This window comes from Butyricicoccus faecihominis, assembly GCF_024462775.1.
Lineage (GTDB): Bacteria > Bacillota > Clostridia > Oscillospirales > Butyricicoccaceae > Agathobaculum > Agathobaculum faecihominis_A.
This window is the reverse complement of sequence record NZ_JANGCE010000007.1, coordinates 43,818-61,919: the sequence shown is the minus strand read 5'-3', so window position 1 is coordinate 61,919 and position 18,102 is coordinate 43,818. Positions and strand designations below refer to the sequence as shown.

General features: G+C 58.4%; 14 protein-coding genes. 13 read left to right on the top strand and 1 reads right to left on the bottom strand.

Annotation, left to right across the window (positions count from 1 at the left end; all coding sequences use genetic code 11):
- The first annotated feature begins 27 nt into the window (after positions 1 to 27).
- Positions 28 to 1,200, top strand: coding sequence for an NAD(P)-dependent malic enzyme (locus NE562_RS05910; protein ID WP_280961483.1), 1,173 nt, complete (start codon positions 28 to 30; stop codon positions 1,198 to 1,200).
- A gap of 43 nt (positions 1,201 to 1,243) precedes the next feature.
- Here the strand turns inward: NE562_RS05910 and NE562_RS05905 are convergent, their stop codons facing one another.
- Entirely contained in the window at positions 1,244 to 2,101 is an 858-nt protein-coding gene (locus tag NE562_RS05905; protein ID WP_280961482.1) for a prepilin-type N-terminal cleavage/methylation domain-containing protein, read from the bottom strand.
- A gap of 257 nt (positions 2,102 to 2,358) precedes the next feature.
- On the opposite strand from NE562_RS05905, the gene iolE reads away from it, so the two are divergent.
- The 12 genes from iolE to hisB all read left to right on the top strand — a co-directional run bounded on the left by iolE (position 2,359) and on the right by hisB (position 18,055).
- A complete protein-coding gene (gene iolE / locus NE562_RS05900; protein WP_280961481.1) occupies positions 2,359 to 3,285 on the top strand; it encodes a myo-inosose-2 dehydratase in 927 nt (308 codons plus the stop codon).
- 159 nt (positions 3,286 to 3,444) lie between these two features.
- Positions 3,445 to 4,167 (top strand): UMP kinase, encoded by a 723-nt coding sequence (gene pyrH, locus NE562_RS05895; RefSeq protein WP_280961480.1) that lies wholly within the window; start codon positions 3,445 to 3,447, stop codon positions 4,165 to 4,167.
- 1 nt (position 4,168) lies between these two features.
- The gene (gene frr / locus NE562_RS05890) at positions 4,169 to 4,723 is read left to right on the top strand and encodes a ribosome recycling factor (protein ID WP_280961479.1); all 555 of its coding nucleotides are present in this window, start codon (positions 4,169 to 4,171) and stop codon (positions 4,721 to 4,723) included.
- 85 nt (positions 4,724 to 4,808) lie between these two features.
- On the top strand, positions 4,809 to 5,555 hold the full coding sequence (locus NE562_RS05885) for an isoprenyl transferase (RefSeq protein WP_280961478.1): 747 nt from the start codon (positions 4,809 to 4,811) through the stop codon (positions 5,553 to 5,555).
- Positions 5,556 to 5,579: 24 nt separating this feature from the next.
- A complete protein-coding gene (locus NE562_RS05880) occupies positions 5,580 to 6,398 on the top strand; it encodes a phosphatidate cytidylyltransferase (RefSeq protein WP_280961477.1) in 819 nt (272 codons plus the stop codon).
- Between the two features lie 22 nt (positions 6,399 to 6,420).
- Positions 6,421 to 7,557 (top strand): 1-deoxy-D-xylulose-5-phosphate reductoisomerase, encoded by a 1,137-nt coding sequence (locus tag NE562_RS05875; protein WP_280961476.1) that lies wholly within the window; start codon positions 6,421 to 6,423, stop codon positions 7,555 to 7,557.
- Between the two features lie 45 nt (positions 7,558 to 7,602).
- Entirely contained in the window at positions 7,603 to 8,634 is a 1,032-nt protein-coding gene (gene rseP / locus NE562_RS05870) for an RIP metalloprotease RseP (RefSeq protein ID WP_280961475.1), read from the top strand.
- 135 nt (positions 8,635 to 8,769) lie between these two features.
- Positions 8,770 to 9,825 (top strand): flavodoxin-dependent (E)-4-hydroxy-3-methylbut-2-enyl-diphosphate synthase, encoded by a 1,056-nt coding sequence (ispG, locus tag NE562_RS05865; RefSeq protein ID WP_280961474.1) that lies wholly within the window; start codon positions 8,770 to 8,772, stop codon positions 9,823 to 9,825.
- A gap of 128 nt (positions 9,826 to 9,953) precedes the next feature.
- Positions 9,954 to 14,327 carry a PolC-type DNA polymerase III gene (locus NE562_RS05860; RefSeq protein ID WP_280961473.1) on the top strand — a complete coding sequence of 1,458 codons (4,374 nt, stop codon included), beginning with the start codon at positions 9,954 to 9,956 and terminating at the stop codon, positions 14,325 to 14,327.
- A gap of 85 nt (positions 14,328 to 14,412) precedes the next feature.
- Positions 14,413 to 16,035 (top strand): ATP phosphoribosyltransferase regulatory subunit, encoded by a 1,623-nt coding sequence (hisZ, locus tag NE562_RS05855; protein ID WP_280961472.1) that lies wholly within the window; start codon positions 14,413 to 14,415, stop codon positions 16,033 to 16,035.
- A gap of 156 nt (positions 16,036 to 16,191) precedes the next feature.
- Entirely contained in the window at positions 16,192 to 17,493 is a 1,302-nt protein-coding gene (gene hisD / locus NE562_RS05850) for a histidinol dehydrogenase (protein WP_280961471.1), read from the top strand.
- On the top strand, positions 17,480 to 18,055 hold the full coding sequence (hisB, locus tag NE562_RS05845; protein ID WP_280961470.1) for an imidazoleglycerol-phosphate dehydratase HisB: 576 nt from the start codon (positions 17,480 to 17,482) through the stop codon (positions 18,053 to 18,055). Before hisD ends, hisB begins: the two co-directional genes overlap by 14 nt.
- The last annotated feature ends 47 nt before the right edge of the window (positions 18,056 to 18,102 follow it).

Here is an 18,102-nt window from a genome sequence, read left to right as displayed (position 1 = left end):
AAAATATATGCCGATGGAGGAACAATTATGGATTTGAAGGAGCGCGCGCTGAAAGCGCACGAGCAGTGGGGCGGCAAGATCGAAGTCGTTGCGCGGTGCGAGGTAAACAGCAAGGAAGATCTTTCGATCGCCTACACGCCCGGCGTGGCCGAGCCCTGCCTGAAGATCAAGGAAAACCCGGCGGACAGCTATAAGTATACCCGCCGCCATAATCTGGTCGCCGTCATTACGGACGGCACGGCGGTTCTGGGCCTTGGCGATATCGGGCCGGAAGCCGGTATGCCTGTGATGGAGGGCAAGTGCGCGCTTTTTAAGGCGTTTGCCGATGTCGATGCGTTCCCGCTCTGCGTCCGATCCAAGGATGTGGATGAGATCGTTCGCACGATCGAATTGATCTCCGGTTCGTTTGGCGGCATCAATCTGGAGGATATCGCGGCCCCGCGCTGCTTCGAGATCGAGCGGCGGCTCAAGGAAGTGTGCGATATTCCGGTCTTTCATGACGATCAGCACGGCACCGCCGTTTGCTGCGGCGCGGCGCTGTTAAACGCCTGCCGTTTGACCGGCCGCAAGGTGGACGAGATCAAGATGGTGGTTAACGGCTGCGGCGCTGCGGCGATCGCGGTGACCAAATTTTTGATGTTCCTCGGCGTCAAGGATATCGTTATGTGCGAGCGCTTCGGCATCGTCTGTGAGGGCGACGAGCGCTTAAATCCCGCGCAGGAGCAAATGGCGCGGGTGACCAACCGCGCCCACCTGACCGGTACGCTGGCGGACGCCGTAAAGGGCGCGGACGTGTTCTTCGGTATGTCGGCCCCGCAGGTGCTGACAAGCGAGATGGTCGGCGCCATGGCGGAGCATCCGATGGTGTTCGCCATGGCCAATCCCGTGCCCGAGATCTGGCCGGAGGATGCGAAGAAGGGCGGCGCGGCGGTCGTCGGCACCGGCCGTTCGGATTACCCGAACCAGATCAACAACGTGCTGGCGTTCCCCGGTATTTTTCGCGGCGCTTTGGATGTGCGCGCGTCCGATATCAATGAGGAAATGAAGCTCGCGGCGGCCAAGGCGATCGCCTATTGCGTTTCGGACGACGAGCTGACCCCGGAATACATCATGCCGATGGCGTTTGATGAGAAGGTCATCAAAGCTGTTGCCGAAGCCGTCGCCGAGGCGGCGAGAGATTCGGGTGTGGCGAGGATATAAAAATATGAAAAAAAGCTCCGTGCCGACAGCATGGAGCTTTTTGTTATTCACAGGCGACCCAGTGCTTTTGAGAAAGAAACTCGTCAAAGCTTAGTTTTTTGTTGTTCTGTCCACCATATAATCCGGAAGTTTTATATGTATTATCGTCAGAATCGTTGGAACGATAATATTTTCCGTTATAATAAAACAAAAAACCTTTTAGTGGAGGCGTTTCGGCAGTGCTTGCAGCATCTTTTCCTGTCGCTAACACCAAAATATCGTGCGGCTCATTATCAAAAAACACACGCACTCCAGTCCAAGCAACACCGTTATCGTATTTACTGACGTTGAGTTTTGAGCCGGCAGGAAATTTTGTAAGTACATCGTCGATATCAGCGGTTTGCAGTTTGCCGCCTGTCAATTTAGAATATTCTTTAAAAAACCGGTAATCATCGTTCTGTTCACTCTGAGAAGGGAGAAAGCTTGAGGAAAGACGGGTTAGTATATCGGTTGCGGCCTGTTCGCCGATCAACCAGTCTGTACGTGTGTTTTCATCCACTGCTTTTTCATGTTCTTCACAATAAACAATAAAACCAACTTTTGCATCAGGCCGAGAAACAGTGATCTTACCTTTCGACGGGCAAATATCATCTGTAAAGGATTCTCCTTCGTCTGCCAGAGCTTCTTTCACTTCGTTCCATGTATAGGATTTTGATTCCTTAAGAAAATCTTCGTTCAGCATAGCGGTATGGGTAACCATACTTAGCAGGGAGCGCCGGTTAGACATACATACCGCCTCTCTCGCTTTCTCCAAGCTGCTTGTGAAAACAGGGATCGCGATCGCGACCAGCACGCCGATGATGGCGACGACGATGAGCAGCTCGGCGAGTGTAAAGCCGAGATTGTTTCGACGTTTATTCACAGCGCACCCCCTACCCCTGTCAGTTGTTTACCGATACCGGTAAACGGGCAAAGGGTGCGCACCCTTTGCCCTGTGATGATTTGGTTACGTATTTATTCTATCATGAGTTTTCGGAAAAAGAAAGTACCTTTTATGTATTCTATTCGGGGGCAAATAGGGTTTGACTTTTCTTGGGGCTTTGGGTACAATAAGATATAGCAATGTGTATGCGCCGGAGAAGCGCCATGCGCATCAGAGAAGAATTGGAGGAATGAAAAATGTTAGATCCGAACAAGGTAAAGTTAGGTATCTGCCCGATCGGTTGGTCCAATGATGATATGTGGGATCTTGGCGACGAGAACACATTCCAGCAGTGCATTTCCGAAATGAAGCTCGCCGGCTACGACGGCTGCGAAGTCGGCCATAAGTACCCGGAGGATAAGGAAGTCCTCAAGCACATGCTCGACGCGCGCAACATGACCATCGCGTCCAAGTGGTTCTCTTCCTTCTTGGTTGACAAGCCGTATGAAGAGACTGAGGCCGAGTTCATCAAGGAGCTTGAGTACCTGTCCTACGTTGGCGCCAGCGCCATCAACGTTTCCGAGCAGTCCGGCTCTATTCAGGGTATGGAGGACAAGCGCGTTCTGAAGGACAAGCGCATCATGAACGACGACGAGTGGGCCCGTTTCTGCGACGGCCTGAACAAGCTGGGCAAGCTCTCCATGGAGAAGTACGGCATCAAGACCTGCTTCCACCATCACATGGGCACCGTGTGCCAGACGGTTGAAGAGACCATTCGCCTGATGGAGAACACCGATCCCAAGTACGTATTCCTCTGCTTCGATACCGGCCACTTCACCTTCGCGGGCGAGGACCCGGTTGCTGTTCTGGGCAAATTCGCTTCCCGCGTCGGCCACGTTCACCTGAAGAACATGCGCATGCCGATCGTTGAGAAGGTCAAGGCCGAAGATTGGTCCTTCCTGAAGGCTGTCCGCAACGGCGCTTTCACCGTTCCGGGCGATCCGGACGGCTGCGTGGACTTCGACGCCGTATTCGACCTGCTCGATAAGGCCGGATACGAGGGCTGGATCATGGTAGAAGCCGAGCAGGACCCGGCCAAGGCCAATCCGTTCGAGTACTCCAAGATGGGCCGCGAGTATATCACCAAGCACACCGGCCTGAGCGGCGAAGTCGCCCTCAAGTAAGCAAATACATACTGGCCCCGTCCATTTTGGACGGGGCCTTTTGCACGCAAAAGACGCGCCTATGGACAAATTGTAAAAAAGGAGCAAAACCCTTTGCAATGTCGGGCCAATTAGGGTAAAATAGTGGATAGGAATATGATCAATTAAAGGAGTGTTATGATGCAGACACCCAAATACAAGCGCGTGCTCATCAAGATCAGCGGGGAAGCGCTCGCGGGCGACCGGCATTTCGGCCTGAACTTTGACGTAATCGGCCCGGTGTGCGATGTGATCAAGAAGTGCAACGCGGAAGGTACCGAAATCGGCGTGGTCGTCGGCGGCGGCAACTTCTGGCGCGGCGTTAAGGACGGCGGCGGCAAAATGGAGCGCACCCGCGCCGACCATATGGGCATGCTTGCCACAACAATCAACGCCCTTGCTTTGGCGGACGCGCTGGAACAGCGCGAGGTGCCGGTACGCGTACAGACCGCGATCGAGATGGACCGCATTGCCGAACCGTACATCCGGCAGCGCGCCGTGCGCCATCTGGAAAAGGGCCGCGTCGTTATTTTCGGCTGCGGCACCGGCAACCCCTTCTTTTCTACCGATACCGCCGCTGTGCTGCGCGCGGCCGAGATCGGCGCGGAGGTGATCCTGCTCGCCAAGAATATCGACGGCGTGTACGATTCCGATCCCGCCAAAAACCCGGATGCTAAAAAATACGACCACCTGTCGTATATGGATGTGCTGAACCAAGGCCTTGGCGTTATGGATACGACGGCGACCTCGCTTTCCATGGATAACCACATTCCGATTCTGGTGTTCGCACTGTCGGATCCCGAAAATATTCACCGCGCCGTGAACGGCGAACAAATCGGTACGATCGTACAGGAGGAGAAGTAAAATGAAAGCTGATATGAAACCTTACGAACACAAAATGCAGAAAACCCTCGATGTGCTGGCGCAGGAGCTGGCCGCGGTGCGCGCTGGCCGTGCCAACCCGGGCGTTCTGAACAAGATTACTATCGACTATTATAACACGCCCACGCCGCTGAATCAGGTGGCCGCGGTATCCACGCCCGATCCCCGCACGCTCTCTATCCAGCCGTGGGACGCTTCCACGCTGAAAATGATCGAAAAAGCGATTCAAACCTCCGATCTGGGCATTAATCCGCAGAACGACGGCAAGCAGATCCGCCTTTCTTTCCCGCCGCTGACCGAGGAGCGCCGCAAGGAGCTCATCAAGGGCGTGGCCAAGACGGGCGAGGACGCCAAGGTTGCGCTGCGCAACGTACGCCGCGAAGGCATCGACAAGTGCAAGGCGGCTCATAAAAAGAACGAAATGACCGAGGACGAAATGCACGAGAGCGAAGAGAAGCTCCAGAAGCTGACCGATAAGTACGTAAAAGAGATCGATAGTCTGGTCGCCACCAAGTCCAAGGAATTGGCAGAAGTATAAAAAGGGGATGGGCGGCGGTACGCCGCCCATTTCTATGGAATCGCCCGTGCTATAAAGGGCGTGGACCAAATATGGGGGATAAACTGTGGGCTTGTTTGAGCGAAAAAAGAAAGCTGCCGCCGATCGTCCGGCGCCGCCGCGCCATATCGCCGTAATCATGGACGGCAACGGCCGCTGGGCGAAAAAACGCGGCCTGCCGCGGAAAGCGGGGCATAAGGTCGGGGCGGAGACCTTCCGCACGGTCGCGACCTACTGCAAGGATATCGGCGTGCAGTACTTCACGGTGTACGCTTTTTCTACTGAAAATTGGAAGCGTCCGGAAGAAGAGGTCTCGGCGCTGATGGACCTGTTCCGCCGTTATCTCAAGGAAGCGGCGGAAACGATGTTCCAGCGCGGCGTGGCCGTGCGCGTGCTGGGCGACCTGTCGCCTCTGCCGGAGGATATCCTGCGGCAGATTGAAGAGACCGACCGCATTGCCGACACGCTCGGGCCGGACGCCGCGACTGCCTCGCTCTGCATCAATTACGGCGGACGGGATGAGATCAAAAACGCCGTGCGCCGCATCGCGGAGGAAGTAAAGGCTGGCACGCTCGAACCGGGCGATATAACGGAGGAAACGATCGGCGCGCGGCTTTACACCGCACACATGCCCGATCCGGATCTGATCATCCGTCCCTCGGGCGAAATCCGCACCTCCAACTTCCTGCTGTGGCAATCGGCCTATGCGGAGTATTACTTTACCGATGTCCTTTGGCCTGATTTTAAGCCGAGCGACATGGACGCCGCGATCGAGGCGTACCATCGCAGAAACCGCCGGTTCGGCGGCGTATAAAAAGTAGCAAGGGGAACTATTGATATGAAAACAAGGGTGCTGTTCGGCGTTGTGGGCTTTGTATTCGTCCTGCTCGCGCTGTATGTGTTTCCGCCCGTTGTACTGGAACTGATTGTGGCCGCCCTGTGCGTGCTTGCCACCTATGAGGTGCTCGGTTCGACCGGGCTGGTGCGCAACCGGCTGATGCTGATGCTTAGCTGCCTCATTTCGTTTTTGTTCGCGGCGGGGCATTCCTCGCTCGTGGAATTTGGCATGCAGGCGGTCGTGCAGGTTCTCGTTCTGTCGATGCTGCTGCTTTCGTTTGTTATTTTGCTGCGCTTTCACGACAGCATGCGGGCGGGAGAAATCGCTTGGGGCTTTTTCGGTGCGCTCATTGTGCCGTACCTGATGCTGTCCCTGCTGCGCATTTTCCAGATGGAGTACCACCACGGCCCGTTTCTTGTGCTGCTGCCGCTGCTCGCGGCGTGGGGCGCGGATACGTGCGCGCTGTTTACCGGGCTGTTTTTCGGCAAGCATAAGCTCGCGCCCGTCGTCAGCCCTAAAAAGACGGTGGAGGGCGCGGTAGGCGGCGTAATCGGCGGCGCGCTTCTTGTCATGCTGGCGGCGGTGCTGATGAACGTGTTCCTCGATCTTGAGCTGCCGATCTGGGCGGGCGCGGCGCTTGGCGCGGGCGGCGCGGTGCTCGGCGTTTTAGGCGATCTGTCGTTCTCCGTGATCAAGCGGCAGACCGGCATTAAGGATTACGGCAGCATTTTTCCCGGCCACGGCGGGGTGCTCGATCGTTTCGACAGCGTGCTGTTCGTTTCGCCGGTGGCGGAAATTCTGTTCCGCGTGATTTGGTAAGGGAAAGAAACGAGGACTTGGCATGAAAAAAATTGCAATTTTAGGCTCGACCGGCTCGATCGGCACGCAGACTGTCGATATTTTGCCGTCGATAGAAGCCGAAATCACCGCATTGACCACATTCCACCGCATAGACTTACTGGAGAAGCAGGCGCGTGCGCTGCACCCGAAAATGGTGTGCGCGGTTGACGAGGCGGCCGCGAAGGATCTGAAAACCAAGCTAGCCGATACCGATATCGAGGTGCTGGCGGGCGAAGACGGTCTGGTTACTTGCGCCGCCGCGTCGGGCGCGGACACGGTGGTTACCGCGGTGGTCGGCATGGTCGGTCTGAAGCCGACGCTCGCCGCGATCGACGCGGGCTGCGATATCGCGCTGGCCAATAAGGAAACGCTCGTGTGCGCGGGCAAGCTGGTCATGGACCGGGCGCGGGAAAAGCATGTGAAGATCCTGCCGGTGGATTCCGAGCACTCGGCAATCTTCCAGTGCGTGCAGGCCGCCGGCGGCAACCCGCTGGCGAAGATCATCCTCACGGCGTCCGGCGGGCCGTTTTTTGGTAAAACAGCCGCCGAAATGCGTTCTGTCACCTTGGAGCAGGCGTTACAGCATCCCAACTGGTCGATGGGCAACAAGATCACCATCGATTCCGCGACCATGATGAACAAGGGCCTTGAGCTGATCGAAGCCATGTGGCTGTACGATATGCCGCAGGAGGATATCGAGATCGTCATCCACCGCGAAAGTATCATCCATTCCGCGATCGAGTTCGCGGACGGCGCGGTGCTGGCGCAGCTCGGCGTGCCCGATATGCGCCTGCCCATCCAGTACGCGCTGACATATCCCGCGCGCCTGCCCTGCAAGGCGGAACGTTTGAACCTTGCGAAAGCGGGCAGCTTTTCCTTTTACGAACCGGATGAAACCGCGTTCCCGTCCATCCGTCTGGCGCGCAGCGCGGCCGCGGGGCGCGGCAATCTGGGCGCGGTCCTCAGCGGCGCGAACGAGGCCGCCGTTGCCGCTTTCCTTGCCGGCGATATCGCTTTTTACGAGATCGCGGAGCGCGTGGAAAAGGCGCTGCTCGATGTGCGCTTTGTGAAAGAACCCACGCTTTCCGATATTCTGGAAAGCGACCGCGAGGCGCGCGTGCGCGCGGTAAACGGCTAAAAGCGATTTGTTATTTTCCCCCTCTTGATTGAAAGGAGCACCAATTTGCTGCAAATTATCCTTGCAATACTAGCGTTTGGCGTGCTCGTCATCGTGCACGAGTTCGGCCATTTCATCACCGCCAAGCGGGGCGGTGTGCAGGTAAACGAGTTCTGGATCGGCATGGGGCCGACGCTGTTTTCCAAAACGTATCATGGCACGTTATACTGCCTGAAGCTGCTGCCCTTCGGCGGCGCATGCGTGATGGAGGGGGAGGACGGCGAAAGCGAAAGCGAGCATTCCTTCGGCAAGGCAAAGCTGCGCCGCCGCATGCTCATTGTCGTTGCGGGCGCGCTGATGAATTTCATCGTCGGCTTTTTGATCGTCTGCTTTGTTTTGCAGCCCAATGCGCCGAATGGCGGTTATATTATCTCTACGCTGGAAGCTGTTCAGCCTGAAAGCACTGCGGCGGGCGCGCTTGAGCCCGGCGACACCGTGCTCAAGGTGGATGGCTACCACATTTTAGAGCGCGGGGATTTCGATACCGCGCTCGCGCGCGGCAAGGATTCCTCGTATGAGATCGTCGTCAAACGGGACGGCAAACGCGTGACCCTGCCGGATGTTCGTTTGGAACGCACGATCGACGACGGGGCGGGCGGCAAGCTGATTGGCCTGACCTTTGCCGAGCAAAAAGCGACGCTTTCGCTGCGTATCAATTTGGCCGCGCGGACCTCGGTCAATTACGCGCGGCTGGTCTGGTCCAGCCTTGGCCAGCTGGTCACCGGTCAGGTCGGTATCGATCAGCTTTCGGGCCCGGTCGGCGTGGCCGAGGTCATGGCCAACACCGCCAAGCAAAGCATGGTATATTTCTTCCATCTGGTCGCGTTTATCTCGATCAACCTTGGCGTGATGAACCTGCTGCCGCTGCCCGCGCTGGACGGCGGCCGGTTGGTATTTCTGATTCTGGAAGGGATTCGCCGCAAGCCCGTGTCCCCCAAATACGAGGGCTACGTCCATGCGGCCGGGTTGATGCTGCTGCTCGCCTTGATGGTCTACGTCACGGGGCAGGATATTTTCCGCATTATCTTTCGCGGGTAGCTACACCGTGGGCGTTTTATAAGGAAATGCTGGCGCATGTGGGCGGGGTGTCCTCATCCCGCCGCCAAACAGGAATGTGAATACGAAGCGATATCTCTGACTGGGGAAATAAAAAATAAAAGGAGATGGCACAGCATGAAACAGACAAAACAGATCGACGTCGGCGGCGTAAAGATCGGCGGCGGCGCCAAGATCGCGGTGCAGTCCATGACCAATACCGACACGCGGGATGTGAAGGCGACGCTTCGCCAAATCGCAGACCTTAACGATGCGGGCTGCCATATCGTCCGCTGTGCCGTGCCGGACGCAGAAGCGGCCGAGGCGCTCCGCGCGATCTGCCGCGAAAGCCCGCTGCCGGTGGTTGCGGATATTCATTTCGACTATCGGTTGGCGCTCGCCGCGATTGAGGCGGGCGTGCACAAAATCCGTTTGAATCCGGGCAATATCGGCGGAGCCGACCGGGTGCACGAGGTCGTGCGCGCGGCGAAGGAGCGGGGGATTCCGATCCGCATCGGCGTCAATTCCGGCTCGGTCGAGCGGCACATCCTTGAAAAGCACGGCGGGCCGACGCCCGACGCCATGGTCGAATCCGCGCTGTACCATGTCAAGCTGCTCAATGACTGCAATTTCGATGATATTTGTCTTTCCATGAAATCCTCCTCCGTGCCGGACACGATGCGGGCCTATCTGCTCGCGCACGAAAAGACGGACTATCCGCTTCATCTGGGCGTGACCGAGGCGGGTACCGAATACATGGGCACGGTCAAATCAGCCGCCGGTATCGGCGGCCTGCTCGCGCTCGGCGTGGGCGATACCATCCGTGTTTCGCTGACCGACGACCCGGTGCGCGAGATTCACGCGGCGTACTCGATTTTAAAGGCCGTGGGCCGTAACGACGACGGCGTAAACGTCGTCTCCTGCCCGACCTGCGGGCGCACGCGCATCGATCTGATCCGTATTGCAAAGGAAGTTGAACAGCGCTGCGCTTCGGTCACGGGCAAGCGGCTCAAGGTGGCCGTCATGGGCTGCGCGGTCAACGGTCCGGGCGAAGCGCGCGAGGCCGATCTTGGCATCGCGGGCGGCGACGGCGAAGGCCTGCTGTTCCGCAAGGGCGAGATCCTCCGCAAGGTGCCGCAGGCGCAGTTGGTCGACGCGCTGATGGAAGAAATAGCAAAGTTCAATGAAGCTTGATCCGAAAGAGCTGCCTGCCTTTTCATGCAGGCAACGCTTCGCCTTGATCAGCATATCGGGAAAGGCATACGGGCGGCCAAAGGCCGCCCGTTGCGATAGCACTTGGAGTAGAGACTGGAGTATGCAACGTGCCGGGTAAACTGACAGACTTTTTTGAGCGGTGCAGGGACAGCATCGCGACGCAGCAACTCGCCGGGGGCGAGGTGCGCTCGCTGGCGTTTGGCGACGATAAAACGGTGATGGTGGTTGAGCTGGACCTGCACGATACCGTGGTCAGCCGCGCGCAGCTGCGCGAGGTGGAAAGCTGTATCGCGAGCGCTTACGATTTAAAGCGTGTCTTTGTCGAGCCGCGCTACGAGCTGAGCGAGCCGACGCCCGCCTATATCGAAACCCTATATGAAGACATGGCGTTTCGCATGCCGTCCGCCCGCGGCCTGCTGCGCGCGGACGCTTGGCGGTATGAGGACGGCGGCGTGTCCGTTCCCATGGACGAGGTGAGCGAAAAGCATTTTGCCGTTGCGCTGCGCCAGCTGGAACGCCGCATCGCGGACGAGCTGGGCACGCCCTGTCCGGTGCGCGCCGTCCGTGCCGAAACGGACGCTTACGATGCGCCGCTCGCGGAAGAGCACCGCGAAAAGATCCTGCAAAAGGCGATTGCAAACGAAGCGCAGGCCGCCGCCGCGGCCGAGCCGAAGCCCAAAAAGCCGCGCCCCGCGCCACGGCAGGAGGGCGGAGCCTACGCCCGCCCCCGCACCGAAAAGGTGCGCGAGACCGATCTGCTGTTCGGCAAGCTGATGCAGGACCCGATCGTTTCGGTCAATGAAGCCGTGATGGCGTACGATATGGTCACCATTCAAGGCGAGGTGTTCTTTACCGATCACCGCGATATCAAGAGCAAAAAAACGGGCAAGGACTATGTCAAGCTCGCTTTCGATATGACCGACCGCACCAACTCGGTGCGGATCAGCAAGTTTTTTCCCGCCGATAAGGCGGGCGATATCGCATCGAGCATCAAGCCCGGGCTTTACTGCACCGTACAGGGCAAAATGACCTTTGATTCCTTTGCCAAGGAAATGGTGTTGGAGCCGACCGCCATCGTCAAGGCCAAAAAGCCCATGCGGCAGGATAAGGCCGAAGGGTTGAAGCGCGTCGAATTGCATCTGCACACCAATATGTCCGCGATGGACGGTATGAGCGCGACCTCCGCGCTTTTATGCCGCGCGGCCAGCTGGGGCCACCGCGCGATGGCGATCACCGACCACGGCGTGGCGCAGGCTTTCCCCGAAGCGCTGCACGCGCAGGAGGGCAAGCAAAAGGACGTCATCGGCGATATGAAGATCATTTACGGCGTCGAGGCGTACTATATCAACGATGAGGACACGATCTCCGTTGTGCGCGGCAAATCCAACGAGCCGCTGAACGGCACCTTCATCGTATTCGATCTGGAGACCACCGGCCTTAATCCCGCGAGCGAGGAGATCACCGAGATCGCGGCCGTGCGCGTCAAGGACGGCGCGATCATGGATTCGTTCCAAACCTACGTCAATCCTCACAAGCCGATCCCGGAGGAGATCACAAAGCTGACCGGCATTTCGGATGAAACGGTCGCGGACGCGCCCGAGCTTGCCGAAGCCGTGCCCAAATTCCTCGACTGGGCGGGGGCGTACCCCTTTGTCGCGCACAACGCGGGCTTTGATATGGGCTTTTTACGCACGGCATGCAAACGGCTTTCGATCGAAAAGGAGTTTACCTCGATCGATACGCTGGAAATGTCGCGTATGATGCTGCCGCATCTGCACAAGTTTAAGCTGAATATACTGGCCAAGGAGCTGCAGGTAGGTCCCTTTGAGCACCACCGCGCCAGCGAGGACGCCGCCGTGCTGGGCCGCATTTTTGTCAAGCTGCTCACCCGCTTGCAGGAGGAGTTCCACGCGGTAACGGTTTCCGATATCAATCCCGTGCTGGCCGCGCAGACCGATCGCAAAAACAAGCTGAAAAACTTGCCCCGGTATCATTTCATCATTCTGGTTAAGAATCAGGCCGGGTTGCGCAACCTGTACCAGTTGATCTCCAAAAGCTTTTTGGAATACTACAACAAACGCCCCATCATGCCGCGCAGCGAGCTGATCCGCCACCGCGAAGGTCTGATCTTCGGTTCGGCCTGCGAAGCGGGCGAGGTGTTCCGGGCCATGACGGGCGGCGCGGAGGACGCGGAGCTGGAACGTCTTGCCTCCTTTTATGACTATTTGGAGATACAGCCGACCGGCAACAACAACTTTATGCTTGCCAAAGGCATGGCAAAGGACGAGGAGCAGCTGCGCGATTGGAACCGCAAGATTCTCGCGATCGCGGACAAGCTCGGCAAGCCTTGCTGCGCCACGGGCGACGTGCATTTTTTAGAGCCTGAGGACGAAGCGTTCCGCCGCATCCTCATGGCGGGGCAGGGCTTCGGCGACGCGGATAATCAAGCGCCCCTATACCTGAAAACGACGGATGAGATGCTAAAGGAATTTTCCTATCTGGGCGCCGACCGCGCGTATGAGGTGGTCGTGAAAAACACCAACATGGTGGCGGATTGGTGCGATATCATCCGCCCGGTGCCGCGCGAAAACTACCCGCCCCATATCGACGGCGCGGAGGAAGATCTGCGCAATATGAGCTATGAAAAAGCGAAGCGCATCTACGGCGACCCGCTGCCCGAACTGGTACAGGCGCGTCTGGACCGCGAGCTGAACTCCATCATCGGCAACGGCTACGCGGTCATGTACATCATCGCGCAGAAGCTGGTGACCAAGTCGCTGTCTGACGGGTACTTGGTCGGTTCTCGCGGATCGGTCGGTTCGTCGTTCGCGGCGTTTACCTCGGATATCACGGAGGTAAATTCACTGCCGCCGCACTATTTGTGCCCGGATGATAAGTATATCGAGTGGCACGACGAGTATTCCTGCGGCGTGGATCTGCCGGATAAGCTGTGCCCCAACTGCGGCAAGCCGCTCACCAAGGAGGGCTTCGGCATACCGTTTGAGACCTTCTTGGGCTTTGAGGGCGATAAGGTGCCCGATATCGATCTAAATTTCGCGGGCGAATACCAGTCCCGTATCCACTATTACACGGGCGAGATATTCGGACACGACCATGTGTTCCGCGCGGGCACGATCGGCACGGTCGCGGAAAAGACGGCCTACGGCTATGTCAAAAAATATATGGACGAGCGCGGCATCGAATGCTCGCGCGCGGAAGAAAACCGCCTTGCCGCGGGCTGCACGGGCGTGCGCCGAACCTCGGGCCAGCATCCGGGCGGCGTGGTCGTCGTGCCCAAAGAGATCGAGATCTACGACATCTGCCCGGTGCAGCACCCGGCGGACGACCCGGATTCCGATATCATCACCACCCATTTTGAATACCACTCGATCGACGCCAACCTGCTCAAGCTGGACGAGCTCGGCCATGATGATCCGACCATGATACGTCATCTGGAAAATCTGACCGGCGTCAACGCGCAGGAGATCCCGCTGGACGACCCGGAGACGATGAGCCTGTTCCATAGCTGCAAGGCGCTGAAATACACGGGCGAAAATCCGGATACCGATGCCATTTTGGGCGACCTCGGCTGTGTCGCCGTGCCGGAGTTCGGTACCAAGTTCGTGCGCGGCATGGTAAAGGAGACGCATCCCTCCACCTTCGCGGAGCTGGTCTCTATTTCCGGCCTGTCCCACGGCACGGATGTGTGGCTGGGCAATGCGGCCGAGCTGGTCCGCAAGGGCATTCCGCTTTCCGGCTGTATCTGCTGCCGCGACGATATCATGAACTATCTGATTTTGCAGGGCGTTAAGCCCAAGCTGGCGTTCAAGACCATGGAATCCGTCCGAAAGGGCAAGGGCCTGACCGAGGAGATGGAAGCCGCCATGCTGGAACAAAACGTGCCGGACTGGTATATCGATTCCTGCAAAAAAATCAAGTATATGTTCCCCAAGGCGCACGCGGTCGCTTATGTTATGATGGCGTTCCGCATCGCGTGGTTCAAGGTGCACCGGCCGCTGGCGTTCTATTCGGCGTATTTCTCCGTGCGCGCCAAGGGCTTTGACGCATCCTGCATGATCCGGGGCGACAAGGTGTGTCTGGACAAAATGCGGGAACTGCAAATGAAGGACCGCGAAAAGACCATCACCGCGGCAGAAAAGGAAATGATGGTAACGCTTGAGGTTTGCCACGAGTTTTACCGCCGCGGCTTTACCTTTGAGCCGATGGACGTTTACGCTTCGGACGCGACGACCTTTTTGGTCACGGAGACCGGCCTGATCCCGCCGTTCACCTCAATGCCTGGCATTGGCGAGCAAGCGGCGCTGAACATCGTGGAGGAGCGTGGAAACGGCAACTTCCTCTCCGCCGAGGAGCTCGCCGTGCGTTGCCCCAAGGTATCCAAGTCCGTCATTGAATTGCTGGATCAGATCGGCGCGCTGGGCTCCATGCCCAAAACCACCCAGATCAGCCTGTTTGCATAAGAAAACAAAGGAAGGGCTTGACAGGATGTGTTTTCCGTGGTATTATTTTAACGCGATAAAGTAATGAAGGAGATAACGGAGAGACATGAACCGTTTTAGCATTTCCACGCCTGAGGGCACGAGAGACCTGCTCTTTGCTTCGTGCAAGGCGCTGCGCCAGACAGAGGCCGCCATCCGCACAGCGCTTGAAACACAGGGCTTCAGCGAGATTATTACGCCGGCGGTAGAGTATTTCGATGTGTTCCACGCGGCCAACCCGGAACTCGATCAGGAAAACATGCTGAAGATCATCGACCGGTCGGGCCGCATCTGCGTCGCCCGTCCGGACAATACGACTCCGATCGCCCGCGTCGCGGCGACGCGCCTGAGCGATACGGCGCTGCCCGTCAAGCTGTATTACAGCCAAAAGGTATTCCGTTCGGTCAGCGGCGATCACGGACATAAGGGCGAGTTCTTGCAGATCGGCGCGGAGCTGATCGGCGCGGACGGTCTGGAAGCCGACCGCGATATTCTCTCCGCCGCGTTTGGGGCGCTGCGGCAGGCGGGCGCGGACAGCTTCCGCATCGAGCTGGGCCACGCGGAAATCTACAAGGCGCTGATCGAAGCGCTCGGCGTGGACGGACAGACGGCGGAATCCATTCGCCGCCTGATCGAGAACAAATCCTTTGCCGCCCTTGGCGACGCGCTGGAGCCTTACGCCGACCGCTCGGCCGCGCGTGCGCTGCGCGCCATGCCGCAGCTTTTCGGCGGTATCGAGGTGCTGGACGAGGTGGAAACGCTTACCGGCAATGTGCGCGTGCTGGGCGCGGTTTCCTACTTGCGCCGCCTGTATGCCGCGCTGGAAAAAGTGGGCTGCGGCGATCGGGTTATGATCGATCTCGGGCTGGTGCACGAAATGGATTACTACACCGGCGTGATGTTCCGCGGCTATATCGGCGGTGCGGGCGCCGCCATCCTTTCCGGCGGGCGCTATAACGCGCTGTGCGCGAAGTTTGGGCGCGATCTGCCCGCGGGCGGCTTCGGCATCGATGTGGAAAGCGTGGCGGACAGCCTGCTTTCCGGCGCCAAGCCCGAAGCGGCCGAGCGCCGCGGCACCGTGCGCATCGCGCTGACCAAGGGCCGCTTGGAAAAGAAAACGCTTGCGCTGCTGGGCAACGCGGGCTATGATATATCCGAACTGGAAGCGGGCTCGCGCAAGCTGATCTTCGCGCTGCCCGATAAGGGCGTGGAGATTGTGCTCGCCAAGGCGGCGGATGTGATCACCTACGTTGAGCACGGCGTGTGCGACATGGGCGTGGTCGGCAAGGATACGATCATGGAAAAGGGCGGCAGCTTTTACGAAATGGTCGATCTGGGCTTTGGCAAATGCCGCTTCGCGTTGGCCACCAAGAAGGGCAAGGACGCTTACGGCGGCTATAAGACCCCGGTCATCGCGACGAAGTACCCGAATGTGACCAAGGCGTTTTTCAGCCGCAAGAACATGGATGTGGAGACCATTAAAATCGAGGGCTCGGTCGAGCTAGCGCCGCTTTTAGAGCTGGCGGACGCGATCGTCGACATCGTGGAGACCGGTACGACGCTGAAGGAGAACGGCCTCGAGGTCATCGAGGACGTGGCGCCCGTTTCCGCGCGCGTCATCGTAAACCTCGCTTCCGCCAAAATGAAAAAGGCGGCCATTCAAACGGTGATAAAGGACCTTGATAATTAGTAATTAGGAATGAGTAATGAGTAATTAGGAGCTAAGCGTCAGGCTTTCGATGTCTGACAGAAATAGTGTCTATTTGTAATAAAAGTTGCGCGCAAGGCGCGCTTCCACAATTACTAATTACTAACTATGAATTACTAATTCTTGGAGGGATTGAAAGTGTTTTTAAAAACAGTCCTCGCGGACGGGACGGCTGAGCAGGCTGTTCTGCGCGAGATGAAGGCGCGCGCCGCGGGCGCGCGCGGCGATATCGAACAGACCGTGCGCGCGATCATGGACGACGTGCAGACGCGCGGCTTTGACGCGGTTTGTGAATACGCGGAAAAATTCGATAAGCAAAAGCCCTATCTCGTCGGGCGGGAGCTGCTTGAGCGAGCGTATGACAGCTGCGAGCCGGGGCTGATCGCGGCGCTGGAAAAGGCGGCGGCCAATATCCGCGATTATCACGAGCAAATGCTGGCGAAAAGCTGGCAGTGGCAGCGCGCGCCGGGTGAAACGCTGGGGCAGACCGTGCGCGGCCTTTCCCGCGTCGGCCTGTATGTGCCGGGCGGCACGGCGGCCTATCCGTCCTCGGTGCTGATGAACGCCATTCCCGCCAAGGTCGCGGGGGTAGGGGAGCTCATCATGGTCACCCCGCCGACGGAGAATATGTCGAAGGAAGTGCTCGCCGCGGCCAAGATCGCGGGCGTCGACACCGTGATCGCGGTGGGCGGCGTGCAGGCCGTCGCGGCGCTTACCTTTGGGGCGGGCTTTATCCCGCAGGTGGATAAGATCGTCGGCCCGGGCAACGCCTTTGTCGCGGCGGCGAAAAAGCTGGCTTACGGCACGGTGGATATCGATATGATCGCCGGACCGTCCGAGGTGCTGGTTATCGCCGACCACACGGCCGACCCGACGTATGTCGCGGCCGACCTGCTTTCTCAGGCCGAGCACGACCGATTGGCTTCGGCCGTGCTGCTGACCGATTCGATGGCGCAGGCGCAAGCCATTTCGTGCGAGATGGAGCGGCAGGGCAAGCAAATGCCGCGCTGGGATATCATCCGTGAAAGCGTTCAGAACTACGGCTGCGCGATCGTATTCGAGGAGCTGACGGATGCTTGCCGCGTGGCCGATCAGGTCGCGCCCGAGCATCTGGAGATCGTCACCGCCGAGCCGCGCGAGTGGCTGCCTTATCTGCACAACGCGGGCGCGATCTTTCTGGGCGGGTACGCGCCCGAGCCGCTTGGCGACTATATGGCGGGCCCGTGCCACGTGCTGCCCACCTCAGGTACGGCGCGGTTTTTCTCGCCGCTGTCGACCGATACCTTTCTTAAAAAGACCAGCGTGATCGAATACACGCGGGACGCGCTCGCGGGCTATGCAAACGATATTATCGCCTTGGCAGAGGCCGAGCATTTAAACGCGCACGCAAACTCCATCGCCGTGCGCTTTCAGGAGGAAACGGAAGATGCGGAAAGCTGAGATCACGCGGAAAACCAAAGAGACCGATATCGCGCTGACGCTCGATCTGGACGGCGGTGAGCGGCAGATCGACACCGGCATCGGCTTTTTTGATCATATGCTGTGTTCCTTCGCCGTGCATTCCGGTTTTGGCCTGACGCTTCGCTGCAAGGGCGATCTGGAGGTGGACGGACACCACACGGTGGAGGATTGCGGCATCGCGCTCGGTCAGGCGCTGAGTAAATGTCTGGGCGACAAGGCGGGCATCGCGCGGTTTGGTCAGGCGTTTGTACCCATGGACGAAGCGCTTGGCTTTTGCGCGCTCGATATTTCGGGGCGGCCCTATTTGGTATTCGACGCGCCCATGCCCCAGCCGATGTGTGGGAGCTACGATACCTGTTTGACGGTGGAGTTCATGCGCGCGCTGTCCATGAACGCCGGACTGACGCTGCATTTAAAAGCTGAATACGGTGATAACGCGCACCATATCACGGAAGCGCTCTTCAAGGCGCTGGCCCGTGCGCTGAAGCAGGCCGTGACCCAAACCGGCGGCGGCGTGCTTTCCGCCAAGGGGGTACTTTGATTTGAGGTGCGCTTTGGCGGGCGTCGCAACGACGGTTGCCGTCATGT

Bases quoted from the DNA above. Each gene is read 5' to 3' on its own strand.
- frr (WP_280961479.1), top strand. From the start codon at position 4,169: ATGAAAGCTGATATGAAACCTTACGAACACAAAATGCAGAAAACCCTC.
- NE562_RS05880 (WP_280961477.1), top strand. From the start codon at position 5,580: ATGAAAACAAGGGTGCTGTTCGGCGTTGTGGGCTTTGTATTCGTCCTG.
- iolE (WP_280961481.1), top strand. From the start codon at position 2,359: ATGTTAGATCCGAACAAGGTAAAGTTAGGTATCTGCCCGATCGGTTGG.
- hisB (WP_280961470.1), top strand. From the start codon at position 17,480: ATGCGGAAAGCTGAGATCACGCGGAAAACCAAAGAGACCGATATCGCG.
- NE562_RS05875 (WP_280961476.1), top strand. From the start codon at position 6,421: ATGAAAAAAATTGCAATTTTAGGCTCGACCGGCTCGATCGGCACGCAG.
- hisZ (WP_280961472.1), top strand. From the start codon at position 14,413: ATGAACCGTTTTAGCATTTCCACGCCTGAGGGCACGAGAGACCTGCTC.
- ispG (WP_280961474.1), top strand. From the start codon at position 8,770: ATGAAACAGACAAAACAGATCGACGTCGGCGGCGTAAAGATCGGCGGC.
- pyrH (WP_280961480.1), top strand. From the start codon at position 3,445: ATGCAGACACCCAAATACAAGCGCGTGCTCATCAAGATCAGCGGGGAA.
- NE562_RS05910 (WP_280961483.1), top strand. From the start codon at position 28: ATGGATTTGAAGGAGCGCGCGCTGAAAGCGCACGAGCAGTGGGGCGGC.